At 70.6% G+C, this 23,215-nt stretch carries 31 protein-coding genes; 17 read left to right on the top strand and 14 right to left on the bottom strand.

From position 1 onward, the window contains the following. Positions 1-7 precede the first annotated feature (7 nt). The 13 genes from LXN57_RS22790 to LXN57_RS22735 are packed head-to-tail and all read left to right on the top strand — an operon-like array spanning position 8 to position 7,429. Positions 8-592, top strand: coding sequence for a hypothetical protein (locus tag LXN57_RS22790; protein WP_251800202.1), 585 nt, complete (start codon positions 8-10; stop codon positions 590-592). Then, a complete protein-coding gene (locus LXN57_RS22785) occupies positions 589-933 on the top strand; it encodes a hypothetical protein (protein WP_251800201.1) in 345 nt (114 codons plus the stop codon). The genes LXN57_RS22790 and LXN57_RS22785 overlap by 4 nt, the downstream gene beginning before the upstream one ends. 1 nt (position 934) lies before the next feature. Then, entirely contained in the window at positions 935-1,345 is a 411-nt protein-coding gene (locus LXN57_RS22780; RefSeq protein WP_251800200.1) for a hypothetical protein, read from the top strand. Continuing rightward, entirely contained in the window at positions 1,345-1,614 is a 270-nt protein-coding gene (locus tag LXN57_RS22775; protein WP_251800199.1) for a hypothetical protein, read from the top strand. Before LXN57_RS22780 ends, LXN57_RS22775 begins: the two co-directional genes overlap by 1 nt. Next, positions 1,611-1,742, top strand: coding sequence for a hypothetical protein (locus LXN57_RS47950; RefSeq protein ID WP_285904660.1), 132 nt, complete (start codon positions 1,611-1,613; stop codon positions 1,740-1,742). The genes LXN57_RS22775 and LXN57_RS47950 overlap by 4 nt, the downstream gene beginning before the upstream one ends. Then, positions 1,742-2,194, top strand: a complete 453-nt coding sequence (locus LXN57_RS22770; RefSeq protein WP_251800198.1) for a hypothetical protein — start codon at positions 1,742-1,744, stop codon at positions 2,192-2,194. The genes LXN57_RS47950 and LXN57_RS22770 overlap by 1 nt, the downstream gene beginning before the upstream one ends. Further along, a complete protein-coding gene (locus LXN57_RS22765; RefSeq protein WP_251800197.1) occupies positions 2,194-3,552 on the top strand; it encodes a hypothetical protein in 1,359 nt (452 codons plus the stop codon). The genes LXN57_RS22770 and LXN57_RS22765 overlap by 1 nt, the downstream gene beginning before the upstream one ends. Beyond that, positions 3,549-4,322: a hypothetical protein gene (locus tag LXN57_RS22760; RefSeq protein WP_251800196.1), complete on the top strand. Its 774-nt coding sequence runs from the start codon at positions 3,549-3,551 to the stop codon at positions 4,320-4,322. The genes LXN57_RS22765 and LXN57_RS22760 overlap by 4 nt, the downstream gene beginning before the upstream one ends. After that, positions 4,319-5,437, top strand: coding sequence for a DUF5047 domain-containing protein (locus tag LXN57_RS22755; RefSeq protein ID WP_251800195.1), 1,119 nt, complete (start codon positions 4,319-4,321; stop codon positions 5,435-5,437). The genes LXN57_RS22760 and LXN57_RS22755 overlap by 4 nt, the downstream gene beginning before the upstream one ends. Further along, on the top strand, positions 5,437-5,688 hold the full coding sequence (locus LXN57_RS22750; protein WP_251800194.1) for a hypothetical protein: 252 nt from the start codon (positions 5,437-5,439) through the stop codon (positions 5,686-5,688). Before LXN57_RS22755 ends, LXN57_RS22750 begins: the two co-directional genes overlap by 1 nt. Positions 5,689-5,699: 11 nt before the next feature. Then, positions 5,700-6,494, top strand: coding sequence for a glycine-rich domain-containing protein (locus LXN57_RS22745; RefSeq protein ID WP_251800193.1), 795 nt, complete (start codon positions 5,700-5,702; stop codon positions 6,492-6,494). A 9-nt stretch (positions 6,495-6,503) separates the two neighbouring features. Further along, on the top strand, positions 6,504-6,839 hold the full coding sequence (locus LXN57_RS22740; RefSeq protein WP_251800192.1) for a hypothetical protein: 336 nt from the start codon (positions 6,504-6,506) through the stop codon (positions 6,837-6,839). Then, positions 6,839-7,429 (top strand): hypothetical protein, encoded by a 591-nt coding sequence (locus LXN57_RS22735; protein ID WP_251800191.1) that lies wholly within the window; start codon positions 6,839-6,841, stop codon positions 7,427-7,429. Before LXN57_RS22740 ends, LXN57_RS22735 begins: the two co-directional genes overlap by 1 nt. Here LXN57_RS22735 and LXN57_RS22730 read toward each other — a convergent pair. Further along, on the bottom strand, positions 7,426-7,746 hold the full coding sequence (locus tag LXN57_RS22730) for a hypothetical protein (RefSeq protein ID WP_251800190.1): 321 nt from the start codon (positions 7,744-7,746) through the stop codon (positions 7,426-7,428). The genes LXN57_RS22735 and LXN57_RS22730 overlap by 4 nt on opposite strands. 175 nt (positions 7,747-7,921) lie before the next feature. Between LXN57_RS22730 and LXN57_RS22725 the strand changes: the two genes are divergently transcribed. Further along, complete coding sequence (locus LXN57_RS22725; RefSeq protein ID WP_251800189.1) at positions 7,922-8,134, top strand: helix-turn-helix transcriptional regulator; 213 nt, start codon at positions 7,922-7,924, stop codon at positions 8,132-8,134. A 178-nt stretch (positions 8,135-8,312) separates the two neighbouring features. On the opposite strand, the gene LXN57_RS22720 is transcribed toward LXN57_RS22725, so the two are convergent. Further along, positions 8,313-8,489: a hypothetical protein gene (locus tag LXN57_RS22720; protein WP_251800188.1), complete on the bottom strand. Its 177-nt coding sequence runs from the start codon at positions 8,487-8,489 to the stop codon at positions 8,313-8,315. A gap of 9 nt (positions 8,490-8,498) precedes the next feature. Further along, a complete protein-coding gene (locus tag LXN57_RS22715) occupies positions 8,499-8,987 on the bottom strand; it encodes a DUF6907 domain-containing protein (protein WP_251800187.1) in 489 nt (162 codons plus the stop codon). 35 nt (positions 8,988-9,022) lie between these two features. Between LXN57_RS22715 and LXN57_RS22710 the strand changes: the two genes are divergently transcribed. Then, a complete protein-coding gene (locus LXN57_RS22710; protein ID WP_251800186.1) occupies positions 9,023-10,417 on the top strand; it encodes a bifunctional metallophosphatase/5'-nucleotidase in 1,395 nt (464 codons plus the stop codon). A 138-nt stretch (positions 10,418-10,555) separates the two neighbouring features. On the opposite strand, the gene LXN57_RS22705 is transcribed toward LXN57_RS22710, so the two are convergent. The 5 genes from LXN57_RS22705 to LXN57_RS22685 form a co-directional block, all read right to left on the bottom strand. Then, a complete protein-coding gene (locus LXN57_RS22705; protein WP_251800185.1) occupies positions 10,556-10,897 on the bottom strand; it encodes a hypothetical protein in 342 nt (113 codons plus the stop codon). Positions 10,898-11,076: 179 nt separating this feature from the next. Continuing rightward, positions 11,077-11,931, bottom strand: a complete 855-nt coding sequence (locus LXN57_RS22700; RefSeq protein WP_251800184.1) for a MerR family transcriptional regulator — start codon at positions 11,929-11,931, stop codon at positions 11,077-11,079. Between the two features lie 333 nt (positions 11,932-12,264). Next, positions 12,265-13,671: a serine/threonine-protein kinase gene (locus LXN57_RS22695; RefSeq protein WP_251800183.1), complete on the bottom strand. Its 1,407-nt coding sequence runs from the start codon at positions 13,669-13,671 to the stop codon at positions 12,265-12,267. A 70-nt stretch (positions 13,672-13,741) separates the two neighbouring features. Continuing rightward, positions 13,742-14,317, bottom strand: coding sequence for a YdeI/OmpD-associated family protein (locus LXN57_RS22690; RefSeq protein ID WP_251800182.1), 576 nt, complete (start codon positions 14,315-14,317; stop codon positions 13,742-13,744). Between the two features lie 70 nt (positions 14,318-14,387). After that, a complete protein-coding gene (locus LXN57_RS22685) occupies positions 14,388-14,804 on the bottom strand; it encodes a hypothetical protein (protein ID WP_251800181.1) in 417 nt (138 codons plus the stop codon). 312 nt (positions 14,805-15,116) lie between these two features. On the opposite strand from LXN57_RS22685, the gene LXN57_RS22680 reads away from it, so the two are divergent. After that, positions 15,117-15,479, top strand: a complete 363-nt coding sequence (locus LXN57_RS22680; RefSeq protein WP_221376381.1) for an STAS domain-containing protein — start codon at positions 15,117-15,119, stop codon at positions 15,477-15,479. A 115-nt stretch (positions 15,480-15,594) separates the two neighbouring features. Here the strand turns inward: LXN57_RS22680 and surE are convergent, their stop codons facing one another. From surE to LXN57_RS22660, 4 genes are all read right to left on the bottom strand, one after another. Next, positions 15,595-16,437 (bottom strand): 5'/3'-nucleotidase SurE, encoded by an 843-nt coding sequence (gene surE, locus LXN57_RS22675; protein WP_251800180.1) that lies wholly within the window; start codon positions 16,435-16,437, stop codon positions 15,595-15,597. Continuing rightward, the gene (locus tag LXN57_RS22670) at positions 16,434-17,366 is read right to left on the bottom strand and encodes a 1-phosphofructokinase family hexose kinase (protein WP_251800179.1); all 933 of its coding nucleotides are present in this window, start codon (positions 17,364-17,366) and stop codon (positions 16,434-16,436) included. The genes surE and LXN57_RS22670 overlap by 4 nt, the downstream gene beginning before the upstream one ends. Before the next feature lie 54 nt (positions 17,367-17,420). Continuing rightward, complete coding sequence (locus LXN57_RS22665; RefSeq protein WP_251800178.1) at positions 17,421-17,753, bottom strand: hypothetical protein; 333 nt, start codon at positions 17,751-17,753, stop codon at positions 17,421-17,423. A 103-nt stretch (positions 17,754-17,856) separates the two neighbouring features. Further along, positions 17,857-18,771: a cation diffusion facilitator family transporter gene (locus LXN57_RS22660; protein ID WP_251800177.1), complete on the bottom strand. Its 915-nt coding sequence runs from the start codon at positions 18,769-18,771 to the stop codon at positions 17,857-17,859. 177 nt (positions 18,772-18,948) lie between these two features. On the opposite strand from LXN57_RS22660, the gene LXN57_RS22655 reads away from it, so the two are divergent. Next, positions 18,949-19,872 (top strand): SMP-30/gluconolactonase/LRE family protein, encoded by a 924-nt coding sequence (locus tag LXN57_RS22655; protein WP_251800176.1) that lies wholly within the window; start codon positions 18,949-18,951, stop codon positions 19,870-19,872. A gap of 3 nt (positions 19,873-19,875) precedes the next feature. On the opposite strand, the gene LXN57_RS22650 is transcribed toward LXN57_RS22655, so the two are convergent. Further along, positions 19,876-21,999: a HelD family protein gene (locus LXN57_RS22650; RefSeq protein ID WP_251800175.1), complete on the bottom strand. Its 2,124-nt coding sequence runs from the start codon at positions 21,997-21,999 to the stop codon at positions 19,876-19,878. Positions 22,000-22,152: 153 nt separating this feature from the next. Further along, positions 22,153-23,097: an alpha/beta fold hydrolase gene (locus LXN57_RS22645; RefSeq protein ID WP_251800242.1), complete on the bottom strand. Its 945-nt coding sequence runs from the start codon at positions 23,095-23,097 to the stop codon at positions 22,153-22,155. Positions 23,098-23,215 lie beyond the last annotated feature (118 nt).

Here is a 23,215-nt window from a genome sequence, read left to right as displayed (position 1 = left end):
GACCGGGATGGAAGCGACCACCGAGGCCGTGCAGGAGCTGGGCATCGATGATGTCTGGCACATCGGCGTGACCTCGGACGCGGTGGCTTCCATCCTGGTCACCGACCCCGAGGGCACCACGGCGGTCGCCACTCTGGAGACGGACTCCGAGTACGAGTGGTCCCTGGTGGTCGACGCGGCCGGCCGCTGGCTGGCCTCGGTCACCTCCACCGAGGGCGCGATTCACTTCGTGGCCAACGTGACCGCGGTCAACGCCCTGCCTGGCCTGGCCGACCTGCGCGGCGCCGACCCTGCCCGCGAGGACCCTGACGACCTCGGCTACCTGGGCGAGAACAGCTGGACCGACACTGAGATCCAGGACGCACTGGACGCTGAGACGACCGCTCAGCGGGGGGTCTGCCGCGTACCGGCCACCTACCCGGACGACCTGCGCGAGGCGCTCATGCGTCGCGTGGCGGTCAACCTGGCCCGCCGCAAGCTGCCGCTGATGGTGCTGCGCGGGGACTCCGAGCAGGGCAACACTGTGCCGCCCTCGCGTGACTCCGAGGTTCGCCGGCTGGAAGGCCCGCACAGAAGGCTGAAGGTCGGATGAGCCTCACCGGAGACCGAGCCGAGCTGGCCGACGCGCTCTCGGAGATCGAGGGCGTGAAGGGCTACAAGTATCGGCCGAACGCGATGAACACCGGCGACGCCTGGCCGCTTCTTCAGTCCCTGGACAACCCCGAGGCCGGGGCGTTCGAGGCCACTTGGCGGATCGCGGTCATCCTGCCGTCGGACGAGGTGAAGGCGTCGGAGTGGTTCGACTCCCACCATGAGCCGATCGCTGACGGCCTGGCCGATTTCGGCTTCGTCGACCGGATCGAGCCCGGCCTGGTCCAGACCGAAGCAGGCGACCTGCAAGCCATGTTCCTACTCGTACGAAGGGAAGCCTGAGATGGCTTACGCCCGCGCGATGGTGTTCCGTAACCCCACCGTTGAGATCGATGAGGTGGCCTACGCCAGCCAGGTCAGCAAGGCCCGCCTGGTCCCCGACACCCCCACCCAGACCATGCGCACGTTCGGTGGCGTGGACAAGGACCGCGACAGCACCAGCTGGACGCTGGAGCTGGCCGGCCACCAGGACCGCGGCACGGGCGGCCTGGCCGTCGCGCTGGATGCCGCCGCCACTGCCGGTGACCCGATCGAGATCGTCATTCAGGCGAAGGCGGGCACGGGCCAGGACGTGGCCACGTTCAGCATCGTGCCGGTGCCGGTGGAGTTCGGCGGGGAGTCCGGCAACTGGAAGCTGTTCGACGCCACGTTCGAAGTCATCGACCAGCCGGTCTTCAGCCAGTCGGCCGCCTGATGATCAAGCTGAAGATCATGCCGGACGAGGGCGACGCGTACGAGCTGGCGGCGACCTCCCGCGACATCGCGAAGTGGGAGCGCACCAACAAGGGCGCGTCGCTGGCCAAGTTGCAGGCGGACATGCACGCCACCGACCTCTACAAGATCGCCTACAACGCGGCGGTCCGGACCGGCCAGTTCGACGGCACTGCGAAGGACTTCGAGGAGTCCTGCGACCTGGACGAGCTGGACGAGGACGAGGTGGACCCTACCCAGTCGGCAGCGTGACCCGGCGGGACATCGCCCTGGCGATGTCGCTCACGCTGCCGTATGACGTGGTGGCCGCCTGGGATGACCGGATCAAGGCCACCCACTGGGACCTGCTGGAAGACATGCGAGACCGGACGGAGGAGTGATGGCAGCCAAAACGGCGCTCACCGTCCGCGTCCACATCTCCGGCGTCCGCGAAGTGCTGGCCGCCCTGAAGCAGCTGCCGAAGGACGCCAGCGTTGAACTGAAGGCCGCGGCCCTGGAGATCTCCAAGGAGATCGCGGCCGAGGCGAAGCAGGCCGGCATCAACGAGGGCCGTCAGGCCGCGCTGGTGGCGACCACCGTGCGCGCGGCCAAGGACCGGCTGCCCGTGGTGGTCGCCGGCGGCAACAAGAAGCTGGGCAGCAACAAGAAGCCCGCGTACAAGCTGCTGTTCGGCAGTGAGTTCGGCGCGAACTACTACGACCAGTTCGGCAAGCCGCACATCGGCACGGAGTCGTACTGGTTCTTCAAGACCATCAAGGACAACCAGGTCGAGATCTCCCGCCGCTGGCTGGAGGCTGCCGACGAAGTGGTCCGTAAGTTCGGAGGGTCCTGATGGCCGGCACCCGTACGGTGAAGATCCGCTTCGACGGCGAGAACAACGTCGGCAAGGCCGCCGCGGGTGCAGAGAAGGCGGTTGACGGGCTCGGCAAGGGCCTGAGGAACAAGCTGTCTCGCCTCACCTCCAGCATCGGCGAGGGTCTCTCGTCGGCCATCTCGGCTATCCCACCCATGGGCAAGATGGTGGCCGGCGTTCTGGTGGCGGGGCTGGCCGTCGCGATGGCTCCCGCCCTCGGGGCCGCGATCTCCTCGGCGGTCATCCTCGGTGTGGGCGGCGCCGGGCTGGCCATCGGTATCAAGAAGGCGATGAGTTCGCCCGCGGTGACGGCGGCCTTCGAGCCGCTGAAGGCCAAGGCGAACCGCATCCTGTCCGAGTTCTCCAAGCCCTTCGAGGGGCCGCTGGTCCGGGCGGCCAAGACCTTCGAGGACGCGCTGGACGCCATCCGGCCGGCCATCAACCGCCTCGGCCGCGAGCTCGGCCCGGTGGTCGATGACCTCGCCCCCGCCTTCGCCGAGTTCCTGAAGAACGCCATGCCGGGCATCGAGTCCGCGGTGAAGGCGTCCGTCCCGCTGTTCCGCATCCTGGCCGACAAACTCCCCGGCATCGGCCGCGCCATCTCGCTGTTCTTCGAGAAGATCAGCGCGAACGGAGACGACACCAACCAGTTCTTCTCCGACCTCATCGACTTGATCACCAACGTGGTCATCGGGCTGGGCGTTGCGATCGGGAAGCTGGCGTCGTGGTACTCCAACGTCCGGAACTTCCTCACGCGGACCAAGGAGGGCTTCCTGGAGTTCCGCGTGTACGTGATCAACCAGTTCGGCAAGATCCTCGATGGTGCCGCTGCCGCGTTCTCCTGGGTGCCCGGCGTCGGGCCCAAGCTGGCCGCCGCCCGAGACAAGTTCTCGAAGTTCCGGGCCGACGCGAACCGCGAGCTCGCCGCCGTCAAGGACCGCCGCGTCCGCGTGGAGGCCTACTCGAACGTCGGCTCGGTGGCCGCCAGCGTGGCCCGCACGCTGCGCGCGATCAAGGACGAGCGGGTCTATATCTCCGTCGGGTCCAACGTCGGCCAGGTGGTGGCCGGCATCAACCGGCAGATCGCGGGAGTGATCGGCAAGCGGGCCTCAGGCGGCCCGGTGTCGGCCGGCCGCTCCTACCTCGTCGGTGAGCGCGGCCCGGAGGTGGTGACGATGGGCGGCAACGGCCACGTCACGCCGAACCGCGAGCTGGGTGGCGGCTTCAGCGGTGACCTGTACGTCCAGGTGGACCTTGGCGGGGCCGTCCAGCAGGTCATCAAGATCGCCAACCGGGACCTGAAGCGCCGGGCCACGCAGCGGGGAGCGCACGTATGAGCATCGCTGTCACCCTCGATACCGTGCTCTCGCGCGTGCGTGTGGTCGGCGCCGGGCTGTCGGCCGGGCCGGCGCACTTCCAGAAGAGCCTCAACGACGGGCTGACCTGGACCACCTTGCGCGGCGGCGAGGCGGTCACCGTGGTCAGCGGTGACGCCCGCGCGGACGACTACGAGTTCACCCCGGGCGTCGAGCACGTCTACCGCATCGACGACGGCACCGACCTCTGGGATTTCACCTTCACCCCGGCGCAGACGGCGGTGTGGCTGAAGTCGATCACGCGGCCATTCCTGAACCGGGCCGTCTCCGTGGTCGGCCACGGCGATATCACCCTGCCCGCGCGTAACGGGATCTTCGCGGTGATAGGCCGGTCCAACCCGGTAGCCGTCACCGATGTGCGGCTGGCCCGGCAGTTCCAGATGACCGTCAAGGCCGACAGCATCTCCGACGCGGACGCCATCGAGCTGGTGCTGGCCTCGGGCGACCCGCTCTACATCCAGGCCCCGGCAGACTCCCGCGACATCCCCGGCGGCTACGTGGTGGTGGGCGACGCCGTGCGTCGCCGGTTCGGCCACGTCAGCGCTCGCCGATGGTTCGACCTGCCGTGCACTGTCGTGGCCGCGCCCGGCGCTGGCGTGGTGGGCTCCACCGTCACGTGGGAGTCGCTGCTGCTGGAGTTCGGCAGCTGGGCGGACGTGCTGACGGAGTTCGGCACCTGGGCCGACGTGGCCGAGTACGTGGCCAGCCCGAGTGTGGTGGTGGTCCCGTGAGGCCGGTCTCCGATCGTTTCCTGGCCGCCCTGCGGGGGTCTCACCGCGCGGTGAGTCAGGCGTTCGTGGTGGCTCCCGGCCAGACCGGAACGTCGCCCACGGGCACGGAGATCGAGATTCTGTCGGGCGACGTCCGCTTCGACGCCAAGGCGCAGGTGCGCGGCACCCTGACGCTCGAGACCTCCGGCGCAGACGGCTTCCCCCAGTCGGCCACCGACGCGCTCACCCCGTACGGCAACGAGATCTTCGTACGCCGCGGCCTGGACTATGGCGGCGGGGCCATCGAGTGGGTGTCGCTCGGCTACTACCGCATCCAGTCCGTCGAGCAGGACGAGGCACCGTTCGGCCCGATCCGCATCACCGGCGCCGACCGCATGCAGGGCATCGTGGACGGCCGGCTGTCCTCACCGACCCAGTTCGGTGCCACCCAGGAATACGGCACGGTCCTGGAGAGCATGGTGTGGCCGGTCTGGGGATGGGCCGACATCGAATGGGACGACGATACCGACGATGAGCAGATCGGCCGGGCCGTCCTGGCCGAGGAAGACCGGTACGCCTTCCTGAACGAACTGATCACCTCGCTCGGCAAGGTCTGGTACTGGGACTACCGGGGCGTGCTGGTCATCAAAGACGCCCCCACGGTGGTCGAGCCGGTGTGGACGTGCAACGAGGGCGCCGATGGTGTCCTCGTCCAGCTGAGCCGGGACCTGTCGCGCGAGGGCGTCTACAACGCCGTGGTGGCCACCGGCGAGACGCTCGACGACACCGCCCCCGCCAGGGGCGTGGTGGTCGATGACGACCCCGCCTCCCCGACGTACTGGGAGGGCTCGTTCGGCCGGGTGCCGCGTTACTACTCCTCGCCGTTCCTGCTCACCGACGCCCAGGCGGTATCGGCCGCCACGTCGATCCTGCGGCAGAGCCTCGGCGTGCCGTTCGCGGTGGACTTCCAGTCCATCGTCAACCCGGCCCTGACCGTGGGGGACGCCGTGACGATCGTGCTCGGCGGTGAGGAGCGCGTGCACGTGATCGATGAGCTGACGATCCCGCTGTCGCCCGCGCAGGCCATGACCGCCATCACCCGGGAGCAGCCGTTCGGCGAGGTCGGGGAACTCTGATGCGCAGCGATGACCTGGTGCCGCTGGTGGTGCCGTCCAGTGCGCCCGTGCTCGGCTACCGCAAGGGCGTGGTGATCGCCTGGGACGGCGTGACGTTCGCCAACACCGTGCAGGTGGGCAGCACGGTGCTCACCAACCTGCCGGTGCTCAACCTGGCCGACAGCGCGGACATCGTCCCCGGCGATTCTGTCGGCATCCTGACCTTCGGCTCCTCGTGGGCCGTCCTCGGCCGGTTCACGGTCCCGACGTAAGGAGCACGGCCATGGCCGACGTGACCACCAACTACAGCCTGCCCTACCAGGAGGCGGGCGACCCGCCCGACGGCGCATCGCTGGGCCAGGACCTGGCCGAGGCGGTAGACACCGCGCTGGACACCGTGGAAGACAAGGTGAACGCCTACATCAACGGGCCCACCCGCACGGTCATCACGGCCTCGACGACCTGGAACAAGCCGTCGGGCGCGCACCGCGTACACCTGATCTGCATCGGCGGCGGCGGCGCAGGCGGCGGCGGCACGGCCACCGGCGCCAGCCAGTGGGCATTCGGCGACGGCGGCGGCGCGGGCGAGTACCGCGAGGGATGGTTCGACGCCTCGGACTTCGCCTCGTCTGTCTCGGTGACGATCGGCGCGGGCGGCACGGCGGGGACGGGCGACGGCGGGGACGGCGGCACCACGTCGTTCGGTGCGCACATGGTCGCGAACGGCGGCGGCGGCGGGTCGTCGCGGGCGGCCGGTGGCACGAACAACTTCAGCCCGGCGGCGGGCGACCGGCTCGGCGGTTCGGGCGGCTCGGGCGGGGATGTGGCCATGGCCGGCGGCACGGGCGGCACCGGGTTCGCCGTCGCCTCAGGCACGGCGCAGGGCCGTGGCGGGGACGGCGGGGCGAGCCACATGGGCGGCAGCCAGGCCGGCCGGACGAACAGCGCCGGAGTGGCCGGGCGGCAGTACGGCGGCGGCGGGTCCGGCGGCCACATCGGCGCTTCCTCGTCGGCGGTCAACGGCGGCGCAGGCGCGGCCGGGGCCGTCATCGTCACCGTCTACTTCGACACCCTGTAGGAGGACGTCATGCAGCGACTCACCTGGCCCGCGGTCGGGCTGATCGCCGTGCTCGGCGGTATCGCCGTGCTGCTGGCGACCCTGGCGCACTGGGACGCCGGGGCGATCCTCGGCGTGCTCGGCATCCTCGGCGGCATCGGCGGCGGCGCGGCAGTGGCCGGCGGCGTGTCCGGCCGCGTCGAGCAGATCCAGCAGGAGACCACCGCGCAGACGGCGACCCTGGACACGGTGGCCCGGCGGGTCAACGGCGAGCTGGACGCGCGGATCGCGGCCGCCGTGCAGCAGGGCAACCGCGACCTGCTCGCCCAACTGACCGGATCCGGTCAGTTGAGGGACGGCCGCTGATGCCGCGCCTCGTGCCCTGCCTGGTCGCGCTCCGGGCCGACTTCGACGAGGTATTCCCGGACCGGAAGAATTCTTCCGACGGCTGGATCGCCGACGGTCTGCACGACTCGACCTCGGACCACCAGCCGGACGGCCGCGGCCTGGTCCACGCCATCGACGTCGACGCAGGCCTCGGCGAGGGCTTCACCATGCGCGACGTGGTGGCCTTGATCGTGCAGCGCTGCGCGAACGGCCTCGAGGAACGGCTCACGTACGTGATCCACGACCGGGTGATCTGGTCGTCGTCGCGCGGCTGGAAGCCGAAGGCGTACACCGGCAGCAACCCGCACACCCAGCACGCTCACTTCTCGGCGTCGGCCCTGCCGGCGCGCGAGCAGGACACCCGATCCTGGCACCTGGAAGGGGTACCGATGGCACTGACCGCCGAGGACAAGAAGTGGATCGCCGCGGAGATCCGGAAGGTGGTCACCGGCGACGCCGACCCCACCGCCCGGGTGTACAGCCTGGGCGGCCTGGCCGCGATCACCGAGCGACGTACCGCGGAGATCCGCGACGTGCTCAAGGTGATCGAGGGGAAGCTGGACGCCTAGCGCGGCAGCGGCGGCCGGCGCGGCACCATCTCGAACGTGCTGTCGCCGATCGGCCGGGCGTACAGCGTCCGCACGTCCGGCCAGCGGAGACGGCCGTGGTCGAGTTCTGACCAGCCGACGATGCCGACCAGCCACAGCCAGCCCGGCGCGTGCGCTCCGAGGTCCTCGCGCAGACGGACGAACTCCATGTCGAAGTCGTACGGGCCGCCGGGCCAGCGGACCAGGATGCGGTCGCCCTTCCTCGGGATCGATCGCTGCTCGTCGCGCCACTCGCGCGCCGCGCTGATCGCGTCCTTGTGCCGCCGCTCCGGTGTCATGGGTCCGCCTCCCCAGAAGGCAGGTGAGTGCACTCCACTCACCTGGGCAGTGACGGGCCTCGGTCTGGGGGCCAAGACCCGCCACGCCAGAGGCCCACGTTACGACCGGAGTTTCCCTCTGTAAAGAACCTGGTTACACCCAAGGTAAAGTCCGCCCGTACGTACCGTGATCAACGTGGCCCGGAAGCTCTACACGTCAGGCGAGATCGCCGACCTGCTCGGCGTCACCCGGCAGCGCGCGCTGCAGCTGGTCAACGACCGCCGCCAGGACTTCCCGCAGCCCTTCGACACGCTGCCCGGCGGCGTGCAGGTCTGGCTGCGCGAGGACGTCGACGCCTGGGTGGCGCAGCACCGGCCGCCGCTCGACGAGGACCCCGAGGGCGAGTAGCGCGCTACAGGCTAGGCCTCTGTCTCCCATGGGAGACACGACCTCGCGCCCGCGCGCGCGTGGGGCGGACACGAAGCGGCCCGCCCCGGTGTTGCCCATGGGCAACGTGGGACGGGCCGCGAATTGCGCCAGGCGCTGGCGGAATTCGGCCGGGCGGCGGCCGGGCGGTGGCCGAATCTCAGCAGCCCGGCGCTTCCGGGTCGAGCACGCACGCCTGGTCGACGGTCGTGGCCCGCTCCCATCGCGCGCTCACCTCGTCGAAGTAGCCCTTGAGCATGATGCTGCCCGCGATCAGCACCAGCATCAGGATGATGAGCAGGAAGTCGCGGACGCCCGCGAGGATGCTGTTGACCATGATGTCTCCTTAGGGCTTGTCGGCTCCGGCCAGGTAGCCGAAGCCGTCGAGGATCGTGCGGGCCAGCTCGGCCGCCTGCTCCCACGTCGTCAGCTCGACCTCCATGCGGACGTAGAGGTTCGGCCTGCCGAGAGTGCCCTCGTCGAGGTTGTCCGTCCGGGCCACCTGGAGCTCGAGGTGGTGAGCATCGAGCAGCCGGCGGACGGTGGCGTCGGTGTGGTCGGCGCCCATGTGCAGGGCCAGGCCGTCGCGCTCGTCGTCTTCCTGGTCGTGCGTGAGGATGCACCAGTCCGGGCAGTTGGAATTGGGGAACATCCGCCGCTGGATCTCGGCCAGGTCGGCCGCGGTCATCTCGGCGCGGCGCACCCAGAACAGGAGCATGTCGGCGACCTGCTCCCGGCTGGTCGGTGCGAACACGGCGAGTGCAGCGATGGCGGCCAGGACGATGCTGTCGTTGATCCGGTCGCCGTTGTTGGTCGGGGTCGGTACGGTGCTCATGGGTCGCTCCTCAGAAGCGATCAAGGGCTCGGCCGGTGTTGGTAGCACCGCGTCCGGGCCCGAACTATGTGGGTAGGAGACTCAACTACGGGCTGCCGCTGCTCGACCTGTGGATCCGCCAGCTCGGCTTCCCGGCGCTGGCGGCCAACGCGGTGAACGCGCGGACGGGCCGGCCGGCGTTCACCCCGTACGTCATCAAGAAGGTCTCGCCGGGGCGGCACGCGCCCACCCTGCGGGTCGGCATCCTCGGGCTCACCAACCCCGGCGTGGCGATCTGGGACCGGGCCAACGTCGAGGGCAAGCTCGAGTTCCTCGACCTGGTGGCGACCGCGGCCAAGTGGGTGCCGATCATGCGCGCCCGTGGTGCTGACATCGTGCTGATCTCGGCACACGGCGGCGACAGCGGCACCTCGTCGTACGGGCCCGAACTGCCCAACGAGAACCCGTCGGCGCTCATCGCCGAGCAGGTGCCGGGCATCGACGCCATCCTCTTCGGGCACGCGCACGCCGAGGTGGCGCAGCGGTTCGTGACCAACGCGCGCACGGGTAGGCAGGTGCTGCTCTCCGAACCGTCCAAGTGGGGTCAGCGCCTCACGAAGATGGACTTCGACCTGGTGCGCCGCAACGGCCGCTGGGCGGTCACCACCAAGTCGTCGGCCACCCTGAACACCAACACGGTCGAGCCCGACCCGCACGTCCTGGCGGCGGTGCGGGCCCAGCACAACAAGACCGTGGCGTACGTGAACCAGGTCGTGGCCACCTCGACCGAGGAACTCTCCGCGACGTCCTCCCGCTACGAGGACACCCCGATCCTCGACTACATCAACAAGGTGCAGACCGACACGGTCACCGCGGCGCTGGCCGGGACCGAGCACGCGAGCCTGCCGGTACTGTCGATCGCCGCCCCGTTCAGCCGCACCGCGGTCTTCCCGCAGGGCGACGTCAAGATCAAGGACGTGGCCGGCCTCTACATCTACGACAACACGCTCGAGGCCGTCGTGCTGACCGGCGCCGAGGTGAAGGCGTACCTCGAATACTCGGCGAAGTACTTCGTCACGCTCGCGCCCGGTGCTCCCGCCGACCCGGCCACGATCAGCGACCCCGCAGTGCCCGACTACAACTACGACGTTCTCTCCGGCGTCGACTACGACATCGACATCAGTAAGCCGGTCGGCTCCCGCATCACCCGCCTGCGGATCGCCGGCGCCGACGTCGACCCGGCGGCGCGCTTCGTCGTGGCCGTCAACAACTACCGCCGCTCCGGGGGCGGCAACTTCCCCGGGATCGTGAAGACGCAGGTCTACAACGCCCAGCAGGAGATCCGGCAGCTACTGATCGAGTGGGCGCAGGCCAAGGGCGCCATCGACCCGGCCGACTTCTTCGTCAAGAACTGGCAGCTCGTCCGGGACGGCGTGCCCGTCGTGTTCTGACCACCGCGTCACCCGGTCGGCGACCACCGCTCCGTCACCGTAGTCGGTGACCGGCGCCGGGCGTCACCGTGACCGTCGGTCGCGTCACCGTGTCCGTGACTGGCGCTCCCGTTACCGCGTCGGTGGCCGGCGGTCGTCTCACGTCGTCCGGAGTGTCAGGAACGCCACGACGGCGGCGGTGAGCACGGTGCCGAAGGCTATCCAGTACGGGTAGCGCTCGTTACCGCCGCGGTGCGCCTCCGCGCCGCGGCGGACCGCCGAAACCACCCCGGGCACGCCGAGCAGCAACGTCCAGAACACCACCGGGGCCCACGACGGCGCCTGCGGCCGGGCTGCCCGCGCCATCTCTTCCGGGAAGCGCACGAGCAGCCGGCCGTGGTCCGTGTGCGGACCCGTCGCCGCGGCCGGCGCCGGGTCCGGCTCCGGCGTCACCCAGGGCGGGTTGGTCGGGTATTGCGCGTACGGGATCGGGGCTGTCATGGTCGCGGCCTTTCGGTAGCGGCCCGGTTGCATTTTCCGTGCCGTCCCGCCCCATCGGCCGCCCACACCCCGACCTGAGGTTAGCTCCTGTTTCGGAATGGGCGCCGGCCGCGACGAGGCCCAGCGGCCAGACGACGCCTGGACCGCACCGCGACTCGACCCCCCTTCCGAAACGGGATTTAGTTCCCGGTTGCGACCCGCACCGGCACCTGCATCTCGGTGATCCACTTGTCGAAGTCGCCGGGCGGGCAGTCGAGGTAGACCTCGACCGCGAACCCGGGGCCGACCGCGCGGTAGCCGTTGTCGTCGATCCAGTTGGCAAGCTTCTGACCGGTGCGGAAAGCCTCGGACATCGAACCGTGGTGCACCGCGGTGGCGGCCTGCTCGACCGGCGGCACCACGACCGCGTCGAACCCGGCGTCGGCCGGAACCGCGGCGTCGCCGATCGGGAACGCGGCGTGCACGCCGATCGTCTCGTCGCCCGGCCCGGTCGGCGCCTCGGTGTAGTAGGCGATCGGCGCACCGGTCATCGGCACGCCGTGCTTCTCCATGAGCTCCATCAGCCGCGGATAGAGCGGGCTGAGGTTCTCGGTGATCGACGTCGGGTCGTCGTAACTGGTCGCGGTGGCGGAAAGCATGGCCACCCGGGTGGCCGGAACGCTCTTGAGGACGACATCTCCCGTGTCCATGTGCCCCTCACTCTCGATCATCCGGAGGCGCGCGTCGACCTGGGCCAGACGGGCCGTGTCCTGCACCATCCGCGCCGCCAGCTCGGCCCGCCGGAGGCGCAGCATGCCGCGCAGCTCCTGCGTGTCGACCTTCTCGTCGATCAGCGTCTGCACCTGCTGCAGGCTGAAGCCGAGACCCTTGAGGGCGGTCACGCGGTTGAGCAGACGCAGCTGAGCAGCCGTGTAGGACCGGTATCCGCTGTGCGGATCGACCTGGGCGGGACGCAACAGCCCGATGGCGTCGTAGTGGCGCAGCATGCGCACCGACACCCGGCCGAGGCCCGCGAACTCTCCGATACTGAACATGGTCCCCTCACTCTCGGGCCTGACACTGTGTGAGGGTCAACCGGAATGGCCCGTCTCCCCGATGACGCGGGCCGCGGCGTTGCCGGGCACCGCGTCCACGAGACGCTGACCTGGCCCCGGCCGCTGACCGCGAAGACCCGGTGCGAAAGCGGCCGCACCCTGCTCCCCGCGCAGCCTGTCCCCGGCGTAGCCCTCCACCCGGCGCCCGACGGCCGCCGTCAGCCACCATCCGGACCTCGCCTCCCTCCCGCGGCAGGGCAGCCGCTGGTGACCGCGCTCGGCCACATCAAAGCGAAGCGGCCACATGTGACGCGTGGTCCGGGGAGACGGGCCCTACGGGTTGACGCCCTCGACGGGCGGCTCGACCGGTGGCGTGGTGGTGACCGGGGGAGTGGTCGGCGGTGTGGTCGGAGGGGTGGTCGGCGGCGTGGTTGCCGGTGTCGTCGCCGGCGGTGTGGTGGCGGGCGGTGTGGTGGCGGGCGCGGACGACGACGCCGAGGTGTTCGTCGGGCTCGGCGTGCGGGTGCGGTTGGGAACGTTGCCGCGCCTGGTCGATTGGCTCGTCGGCGTCTCGCTCGGTTCCGCGGAGACCTCGGAGCTGGGGCCGGTGGTCGGGTCGGCCGAGACGCCCGGGGGCACGGAGTTGTTGACCGGGGCCTTGTCGTCATCGCCGCTCAGGGCGATCGCGAAGGCCAGCCCGCCCGCCAGCACGAGCAGGGCGATCACGGCGACCAGCAGCGCGGTCTGGCTGCGGGGCGGGCGCTTGGCGCCCAGCGACGTCGAGGTGAGCGACGCCAGCGCGGTCGGCGGCACCTTGGGCGGCAGGTCGCGGGGCATCGGCACGGCCCGGGTGGGCGCAGCCGGGCTGAGCGGGGCAACCATGGTGGTGCCGGTCATCCTCTTCCAGTCCAGCGGCCCGGCCGCGGCGAAGGCGGCCTCGGCGAACTCCTCACCCGATTGGAAGCGGTCGCCCGGCTGCTTGGCCATGGCCCGCTCGATCAGCTGGCGCACCTCGAGCGGAACGTGCTCGGGCAGCGGCTCGGGCTCGTCCTCGAGATGGCGCAGCGCCACCTGGAGCGCGTTGTCGCCGTCGAACGGCGGGTGGCCGGCGATGCAGTGGTAGGCCACCGCGCCCAGCGCGTAGATGTCGGTGGCCGCGCTGACGTTGCCCTTGGCCACCTGTTCGGGGGCCATGTAGAGCGCGGTGCCGACGATCGCGTTGACCGCCGTCACGCTGGTCACCGCGGCCGAGCGGGCCACGCCGAAGTCGACCAGCACGACCGTGCCGTTGGGCTTGACGATGAGGTTGCCCGGCTTGACGTCGCGGTGGACGGTGCCGGCCAGGTGGGCGGCGTGCAGCGCGTCGGCCGCCTGCCCCACGATCGACATGACCTCGGGGACGGGCATGGGGCCCTGCTTGACCCGGGTCGAGAGCGGCTCGCCCTCGACATAGGCCATGACCAGGTAGGCCATGCCGTCGTCGCCGCCGGACTCGCCGGCGCTCGCGTAGTCGTAGACCTCGACGACGCCGGGATGACGGAAGGCCGCCATCATGCGGGCCTCGCCGTAGAAACGGGCGGCGAACTCGGGGTCGGCCATCATGTTGGAGCGCAGCACCTTGACGGCGATGACCCGGCCCAGCACGACATCGGTGCCGCGCCAGACGTCACCCATCCCGCCTGTGGCGATGCGCTCGTCCAACCGGTAACGGTTGCCCAGCAGGTGTCCGGCAGCAAGCACCAACGGACCTTATCTAATCGGGTGGCGAACCACAGCGGAGCGACGGCGAAACTGTAACTGGCCCGCAAGCTCAGCGGGGGGTCAGAGGGGGCACCTTGCGGCCGGCGGCCGAATCGGCGATGAGCTGGGCCAGGCGGCGCTCGCGGGTATCGGCCCGCTTCGCGCTGACCACCCAGTGCACAGCCGCCCGCCGATAGGACGGGGACTGGGCCGAAAACCACTGCCAGGCCGCATCATCTGCCAGGAATCGGGCGGTTTGCGAGTCGTCGAGGACGGCGTCGGCGGGTTGCTCGTACGAGTACACGGCGACCCGGTCGGGCTTGCGTTGCTCGAAGGCCCGCCGGCCGGCCGGATGCATCAGCCCGGCCTCGGTCAGCTCCGCGATCTTGGCGACGTTGATCGCGCTCCACACGCTGCCCTTGCGCCGCGGGGTGAAGCGCACCTGGTAGCGCCGGTCGTCGATGGTGCGGCCGACGCTGTCGATCCAGCCGAAGCAGAGCGCCTGCTCGATGGCCTGGGGGTGGGTGATCCCGGTGCGGCCCGACCCCTTCTTCCAGTAGCCCACGAACAGCTCGGGCGCGGTCTCGTGATGTTGCTCGAACCACGCGCGCAGCTCGGACGGGGTATCGAAGAACTCTGCTGCCATGCCCCAGAGCCTAGAAGTGGGGTACGACACGTCCCGGGCGGCACGAAGGCGCCGCCCGGGACGTGTCGAGTCAGTTGTCGTACGTGGGCGTGACCACGACCGCGGTCTCGGCCAGCTCACGCTCCTCGGCCTCGGCCTGCTGCTCCAGGGCGGCCCGGGCCGAGGTGGCCACGGCCCAGCCGACGGCGACGCCGAGCAGCCCGACTCCGGCGATCAGGCCCCATGGCCGCGAGGGCTTCCGCCCGGCCAGGGCGGCCGCGGCGGCGTTGGCCCGGGCCCACGCCACGTCAGCCTTGCCGCCCGCCTTGCCCGCGAGCTGCTGACTCCGGCCGGCCAGCTTGTGACTCTGACCACTGGCCTTGCCGGCCAGTTTGGCGGCTTTGTCGCTCGTGTCCTTGGCGGTGTCCGTTGCTGCTGCCATGGCAGCCGTCAGGTACTCCCAAGCCTGCGTGGCGGTTCGTTCCGTTTTGCTCTTGGTGGAGAACATTTCTCTTACCTCCCGGCTCGCTCACCCTTAACCCTGCCCTCGTGCCGCGTTCAGCAAACGTGTCCGGTGTGGACGCCATCACGTTTCGGAAACAAGTTGCCACCCACCGGTACTCTTGACCCGGTTCACACGAGGCACTCAGGTGTCTGACAGGTTCGGGTCCTAACCTTTTGGTCAGTTTCACCGAACCTTCCGGGGGTAGTCCGACTGCCCCCGGGCGTGGGGGTGACTGGGCGAGAACGGCTCGCTCAGGTTGTCCCTCGCGTGCGAGGAAAGACGCTCGGAAGTCCCGGGCGGGTGGAGGGAATTGGCGTGACGCTGTCGATAATGACGTCGACGCTTGCCGACGACGTGGTGGAGGTCTCGCCCAGCGGCGAGATCGACGTCGAGAACGCATACGAGATCCGCGAGGCTGTGGCGACGCAGCTGGGGGCCGGAAAACTCGTACGCATCGAGCTCAATCTGCAGAACGTGACCTTCATCGACTCGGTGGGCATCAGCGCGCTCGTTGCCGCGTTCCAGCTCGCCCAGGTCAGTGAGGTAAAACTCGTCGTGACGCGGCCCAGCCGCTTCGCGCATCGTCAGCTCTGGGTGACCGGGCTGCTCGGCCTGTTCGGCAATCCGCAGCCCTTCGGTGAGGCCGGGGCGGCCCAGCCGGCGGTTTCGGGCGCCTGACCTGATCAACGAAGGCGGCCGGGTCATTCGACCCGGCCGCCTTCATTTTGCCCTCCGGCCCCACGCCGTACCGCCAACGCCTGCCGCTCCAGCGGGGCGCAGATGCGTGCCGGTTCTACTGCAGCGCCGACGCGTGCAGCGGGATGGCCTCGAGGTTGATCTTGACCTCGGTCATCTCGTGCGGCGGGCGGATCGGCGTCACCACCGCGAAGTGCTCGGCCAGGGCGGCCAGATCGGTGTCCGGTTGCAGGGTGTCGTCGGCGGCCTGAACGGCCGTGCGCACGAAGCCCTCGCCGGCCTCGGCGATGCTCACCTGCACCTGCCCGAACTGGGCGAGCGACGCCCGGCGCAGCCCCCGGATCCCGTCCAGGTGCAGGTCGGGCACGTTCAGGTTGAAGATCGTGCCGGCCGGCGTATGGGTCAGCGTCGGCAGGAGGCGGACGGCCAGCTCAGCCGCGCTGCCCCAGTGCCGCTTCTCGTCCTCCTCGTGGTCTAGCGCGGCCAGCGCCGCGCCCCCGCTGCGGGACGTGGAGACCCGGGGCGACAGCACGTCGAGCGAGACGGCCAGCCCGTGCAGGCCGGCGTACGAGCCGGTCAGGGTGGCGCCCACGGTGCCGGAGTGCACGACCGCGGCCCCCGCGTTGGCGCCCCGGTTGATGCCCGAGAGGATCATCTCCGGCGGCTCGCCGAACGCCTCCCGCAGGGCCAGCAGCACGATGTAGGCCGGGGAGGCGGCCACCGCGTACGCCGGAATGTGCTTGGCGTGGGGCAGTTCTCGCTTGTGCAGAATGATCTTGCCGTGTTCCTCGACGGCGGTCATCGCGGCGCTACTGCCGCTGGCCTCGGTGACCGGCGCGGCGACCACGACGTCGTGGCCGTCGCGGGCCGCCGCTCGCGCCAGCCAGCGCAGCCCCGGCGCGTCGATGCCGTCGTCGTTGGTGACCAGGATTCTTGTCATCGCGCCTTCTTGATCGGGGTGAGCTTGACCCGTTCGGTGAGCACCTGAACGGCGTCCAGGTGCCCGGTGCCGAGCCCGTGCCGGGTGACGTTGAGCGCGCCGGCGGCCGCCCCGGTTCGCACCGCCTGCGTCATCTCGCCCCCCTTGGCCAGCACCGCCGCGATCCCGGCGGTCATCGAGTCGCCGGCGCCACGGTGGTCGGCGATGGTCAGCTTCGGGATGCCGACCCGGTAGATCTGTTCGTCGAAGAGGGCGAGCGCGCCCGCGTCGGCCCGGGACAGCAGGGCCATCTCGGCGCCGTTCTCGTGCAGGTTGATCAGCGCCTCGGTCAGCGTCTTCTCGGAGTCGTCCTTGATCACGCCATCCCGTAGCAGCTCCTCGTGGCTGACCTTGACCACGTCGAGCCCGGCCTCCAGCACCGCCTTGAGGTGGTCGCCGGACAGGTCGGCGATCACCCGGCAGCCGTGGGCGCGCAGGTCGTGGGCGAGCCGCCCGTAGACCTCGGGCCGGATCACCGAGGGGTGCGCCGGGCCGCTCAGGATGGCGTTGCCGGCCCGGAGTCCCTCGGCCAGCGCCAGGTTGTAGAGCTCGTCCAGCTCATGGCGGGTGAAGGGCGCGCCCGGCTGCTCGGCGAGCTCCACGCGGGCGCCGTTGCGGCGGTCGTGCACGTACCACCCGCTGCCGCTCTCGCGCGGCACTGTGCGCAGCTGGACGCCCTTGAAGTCGAGCAGCGGCCTGAGTACGCGGCCCACCTCGCCGCCGACCGCGGTGCAGAGGGTCACATCGGCGCCGAGCGAGGTGACCATGCGGGCCTGCCAGATGCCTTGACCGCCCGGATGAACGTGGAGTTCCGGCTGGTTGTGTTGCTGTTCGATGGTCACCGTGAGTTGCGGTGCCGGCGCGAAAACCATCACCCGAGCGTCGCCCATAAAGGCATTCTTGCCGCAGGGCTTCCGTTTAGGTGCGGATTACCGCAAAAGCCGTCAGAGCTCGAAACCGTCGTTCGTCAGCTCGAGCACCGGGCCGGTCAGCTCGGGCCGCACGCGCAACAGGTCCTCCAGGCGTACCCGCCACTTGCCGGCCTCGACGTCGGCCATGTGCCGGTCGCCGCCGGTCTCGACCAGCGCGGTCAGCAGCCGCTGACGGGTGTCGGCGAAGTGGCCGTACATCTCGCTGCCCAACCGGCTGAGCACCCGCGCGGCGAAGGCCTCGGAGTGTGGGCTGCCCGCGGCGAGCACGAACGCGCGGGCGGCGTCGAACGCGACACGCGGCTGGTGGATGACGGTGGCCATGCTGGTGTCCTCCCGTGATGACATGGTCACCAAGCGTAGAGAGCTTGCCCGGGGCCGGACGGAAGTCGGCACACGCGGTGACCGGTGTGATCATCGTGCGCCCTGAGGTGTGATGATCGCCATACCTTCACCACCCCGCGGGGGAACATCTTCCGGCCGCGGCCATCGGCTCCACCTGAAGCGTGGCGTGGTCGATGTGGAAGTCCTCGTGCAGCGCCTCGCGGGCGGTGGTGAGCACGTCGCCCAGTTCCGCCTCGGGCTCGAGGCTGAGGTGGGCCGAGGCCACGTCCATGCCCGAGGTCAGCGTCCACACGTGCAGGTCGTGCACGTCGCAGACGCCCGGCACCTCGGCCAGCCGGGCCCGCACCAGGGTGATATCGAGATGCTCGGGAGCGGCCTGCACGAGGATGCGGACCGCCGAGCGGCCGAGCGCGAAGGTGCGCGGCAGGATCATGAGCGCGACGATCACGGCGACGATCGGGTCCGCGTACGCCCACCCGGTGAGCCCGATGACGGCGGCCGCCACGATGACGCCGGCGGAGCCGAGCAGGTCGCCGACCACCTCGAGGTAGGCGCCCCGGACGTTGATGCTCTCCTGGGCGCCGCTGCGCAGCAGCCCGAAGGCGATCAGGTTGACGACCAGGCCGCCGACGGCGACGACCAGCATCGCGCCCGCCGGCACCTCGGGCGGGTCGGTCAACCGGCGCAGCGCCTGCACCACGACGAAGCCGGCCACCGCGGTCAGCAGCGCGGCGTTGGCCAGCGCGGCCAGCACCTCGAGGCGGTAGAGGCCGAACGTGCGATGGGAGTCGGTGGCGGCGCGGCCGGCCGCGGTGATGGCGGCCAGGGCCATCGCGATGCCCAGCACGTCGGTGAACATGTGCCCGGCGTCGGAGAGCAGGGCCAGCGAGCCGGTCAGGAGCGCGGCCACCGCCTCTACGCCCATGAAGCCGGCGAGCAGGCCGGCAGCCCACCAGAGCCGCTTGCGGTGTTTCGCCCCCGCGCGCAGCGCCTGGCCTCCGTGATCGTGCCCGGCCCCCATGAGTCAACCTTCCGTCGCCGTTCGTCAACCGCGCTAATGTATGCGGACATCGCTATATATGCAAGAGCTCCCTCGGGCTCCTGGTTGGTGGGCGGGTCGCCCGGCGGGGTGAACCCGAACGCCGAAACCGGGGTAGGAAGGTGATGACAGCCAAGTTCCGCCTGGAAAGGGATATCCGTGTCCAGACGTACCCTCGCGATTGTCATCTCCACGGTGCTCGCCGTGGTGGCCGGCGCGGCGCCGGCCGCAGCGCATTCCTCCCAAAGGTGGCCCAGCTCGCTGGCGCTGCCGGACGGGTTCCAGCCCGAGGGCATCGCCATCGGGGACAAGCCGTACGCGTACTTCGGCTCCCGGGTCGACGGCGACATCTACCGGGTCAGCCTGCGCACGGGCAAGGGCGCGGTCTTCAGTGCGGGCCCCGGCGCCGGCAACCCGTCGCTCGGCCTCAAGATCGACGACCACCGGCTCTTCGTGGCCGGGGGCAGCGCCGGCACCGCCCGCGTGGTCGACCTGCGCAGTGGCAGGATCCTGAAGTCGTACACGTTGAAGGGTCCCGGCACCACGACCTGGTTCATCAACGACGTCGTGCTCACCCGCGACGCCGCCTGGTTCACCGACTCGGCCAACCCGGTGCTCTGGAAGGTGCCCCTGAGCCTCAAGTCGCAGCCGGTGGCCGTTCCGCTGACCGGCGACATCCAATACACCACCGGCAACAACGCCAACGGCATCTCCCGTACGCCGGACGGCCGCGGCCTGATCATCGTGCAGTCCAACCTGGGCAAGCTCTTCCGGGTCGGCTACGACGGCCGCAGCCAGGAGATCAAGCTCAACGGCGCCGAGACGGTCGTCAACGGCGACGGCCTGTGGTTGCGCGGCCGAACGCTCTACGTCGTGCAGAACCGGCTCAACGTGATCGCCGAGGTCGCGCTGGACCGCAAGGCCCGTACGGGCGAGGTCGTCTCCCGCACCGGCAGCGCGACCTTCGACGTGCCGACCACCATCGCGGAGTACGGCCGGAAGTTCTATCTGCCGAACGCCCGGTTCACCACGCCCGCCGAGCCGACCACGACGTACAACGCCGTGGCCGTGCCCATTCCGTAGTTCTCACCCGCGCCAGGTTTCATCGGTGCCGACGGTGGTCAGGCGCTGGGTGGCCCGGGACAGAGCGACGTAGAGGGTGCGCATGCCGGCCGGATCCCGCGTGAGGGAGCCCGGCTCGACCAGCACCACCGCGTCGTACTCCATGCCCTTGGCCTCCAGCGCCGTGACCACCTGGACCCGTTCCGGCAGGCCGGCGACCCACCCCGCCATCTCGTCGCGGCGGAGCACCGGGGTGATCACGCCGATCGTCCCGTCGACGTCGGCGAGTTGCTTCTCGGTCACCTCGCGCACCCGGTCGGGCAGTCGCGTCGCGTCGGTCACCAGGTCGACCGGGTCGACGCCGGTGCTGCGGACGGCGCTCGGCAGGGGCAGGTCGGGCATGATCCGGCGGATCACCGAGGCGGCCACCGCGAAGATCTCCGACGAGTTCCGGTAATTGGTGGTCAGCGCGTAGTCGTTGCGCTTGCGTGAACCCAGCGCCCGGTCGCGGGCCCGGTCGAGCTCGTCCGGGTCGCCCGCCCACGCGGTCTGGGCCGGGTCGCCGACGATCGTCCACGACGCGAACGAGCCGCGGCGCCCGATCATCCGCCACTGCATCGGCGAGACGTCCTGCGACTCGTCGACCACCACGTGCGCGTAGTCCCGGTAGTCCTCGTCGCGCTGCACCTGCTGGGCGCGGGTCGCGGCCTGCCGCTCGTTGGCCGTGCTCAGCTCCTGGATGCCGTCGCGGACGTGGAACGGGTTCTTCGACTTGCGCTGGGGCTTGCGGGGGCGGCCCATCAGCTCGTCCAGCTCGTCCAGCAGGGCCACGTCGGCGATGGTCGGGCCCTCGGCCGCGAGCGCGTCGAACGATCCCTGCAGGCGCGCGATCTCGTCCTTGGAGAGCAAACCGTTCGCGTACGCCCGGAGCCGTGCCGGGTCGACCAGCCAGCGCAGCACTCGCAGCGGCGTGAACTGCGGCCACCAGGCCTTGAGGAAGTCGCGGAAGTCGGTGCGGTCGGCCAGCTCCGCCTCGAACTCGCGCTTCTCGGGCAGGCCGCTGACCTTCTGCTGGCGGGCCTGGGTCCACAAGGCGTCGAAGACCCGGTCGAAGCCGGTGCCGCGCACCTCGTTGCGCCGGGCGCCGCGGGGAAGGGCCGAACGACGGATGCGGTCGAGGTCGGCCCGGTTCAGCCGCAGCAGGGCACCCCGGTAGAGCAGGCGCAGCTCGACGGGCCCGTCGGGCACCGCGTCGTGCGAGGCGCGCTCCAGCACCCGGCGCATGCGCAGTGAGCCCTTGATCGCGGCGACGTCGCTCGGGTCGACCCGGACGGCGTCGTAGCCGGGCACCAGGGAACCCAGCGAGCGCAGGGTCGCCGTGTCCTCACCCAGCGAGGGCAGCACGGTCGCGATGTAGTGGACGAACACGCCCGACGGGCCGACCACCAGGATGCCGCCGCCGGCGAACCGGTTGCGGTCGGAATAGAGCAGGTAGGCCGCGCGGTGCAGGGCGACGGCCGTCTTGCCGGTGCCCGGGCCGCCGGTCACGATCGTGATGCCGCCCGCGGGGGAGCGGATCGCGTCGTCCTGCTCGCGCTGGATGGTCGCGACGATGTCGCGCATCCCGCGGCCGGTGGCCTTGGACAGGCTGGCCAGCAGCGCGCCGTCGCCGACGATCCGCATGTCGGCCGGCGCCGCCTCGGGATCGAGCAGGTCGTCCTCGATGCCGGTGACCCGCTCGCGGCTCGACTGGATCATCCGGCGCCGGACGACACCGAGGGGATCTGCCGGGGTGGCGCGGTAGAAGGCGGCGGCGGCCGGGGCGCGCCAGTCGACGACCAGGGGCTGCGAGCTGTCGTCGCGGATGCCCATCCGGCCGACGTAATGGGTCGCGCCCGTGTTCAGGTCGAGGCGGCCGAAGACCAGGCCCTCGTGCTCGGTGTCGAGGGCGTGCCGGCGGCGGGCGGCGTGGTAGACCATCGCGTCCCGCTCGACCAGCGCGCCGAAGGTGCCGACCCCGGCCAGCTGGTAGCCCTCTCTCTCGGCGCGGGAGGCGTCGCGGCGAAGTTCGGCGAGGCGCGCGTAGACCAGGTCGACGTGCTGCTGCTCGACCGCGATCTCCTGCTGAAGAACGGTGGCGTCGCTCAAGACGGTGAATCTCACTTTCCGGCCCCCGGTGCACGCGTTCGGGCAGCGTGCTCGCAAAAAAGGGAGCACTCGAACCTACTCCTCCGACGCCACTGGCGTCTCACCCGGCCTGGACATCGGCGTGATTCGACCCGGTGGGGGCGCTCGGACCGGCTACGCGGCCTTCTTGAGCTGCGTGGCGGCACGCCGCTTGACCCGGCGACGGGCCGGCGTCACGCGTTCCACGATTCCGGTCAGGGCGGCCGAGACCTCCTGCGGCCGCTCCAGCGGCAGCATGTGACCGGCCCCGGACAGGACGCTCAGGTCGGCGAAGGGCAGGGCCCCGGCGATCGAGCGCGCGCAGGCCGGCGGGGTGAGGCGGTCGCGCGAGCCGACCAGCACCGCGGCCGGCACGTCGGCCAGGGCAGCCAGGGTCTCCAGGCGCTGCTGGGTGCCGATCGAGGCGCGAAAGCCGCCGACCGAGCGCAACGGCGCCCGGCCGAAGGCGCGCATGGCCAGTTCGAGTGCCTCGTCGTCGCATTCGTCGCCGAAGAGGAGCCAGCGGACCGCCGGGCGCAGCGCGGGCAGCAGCGCGCGGTGCGGGCACCACGCGCCGGAGCGGGCCAGCAGGCCGGCCCCGACGGTCTCGCCGGCGCGCATCAGGGCGGCCAGCCGGGACGGCAGGCCGTACTGGGTGTGGGTGTGGCCCTCGGCGGTGGTCGAGACGAACAGCAGGCCGGCCACCCGGTCGGCGAAGGTGGTCGGGTGGGCGGCGGCGTACTCCATGATCGTCATGCCGCCCAGGGAGTGGCCGCCGAGGACGATCGGACCGGTGGGCGCGTAGCGGCGGAGCACCTCGGCGAGGTCGTCACCCAGCTGGGCCAGGGTGGCGCCGGCCAGACGGGTGGCGCCGGACCGGCCGTGGCCACGGGTGTCATAGGTGATCACGCGGGGGCGGCGGGCGCCGAGCACCCGCATCGCGGCGACCTGGTGCTGCCACGTGCGCCTGTCCTGGCACCACCCGTGCAGCAGAACGACGGTGACCGGGGCGTCGGCCGGGCCGTGTGCCTCGATATGCAGGCGTACGTCATCGGGAAGGGTCAGCTCCGCCATGGGCACCTCCGAGATTCGCACGACCCCCTCCGTACCCACGGGTAATAATCATCACTCGCGATCTCCGGAAAAGCCACCGGCAGATTCCGGGACACGGAGACCGGTAGGGCCGAAAGTCCCGTGC

The sequence above is a fragment of the Paractinoplanes hotanensis genome (assembly GCF_023717965.1).
GTDB lineage: Bacteria > Actinomycetota > Actinomycetes > Mycobacteriales > Micromonosporaceae > Actinoplanes > Actinoplanes polyasparticus.
Note: the sequence above shows the minus strand (reverse complement) of the source record. Positions and strands in the feature narration are given on the sequence as shown.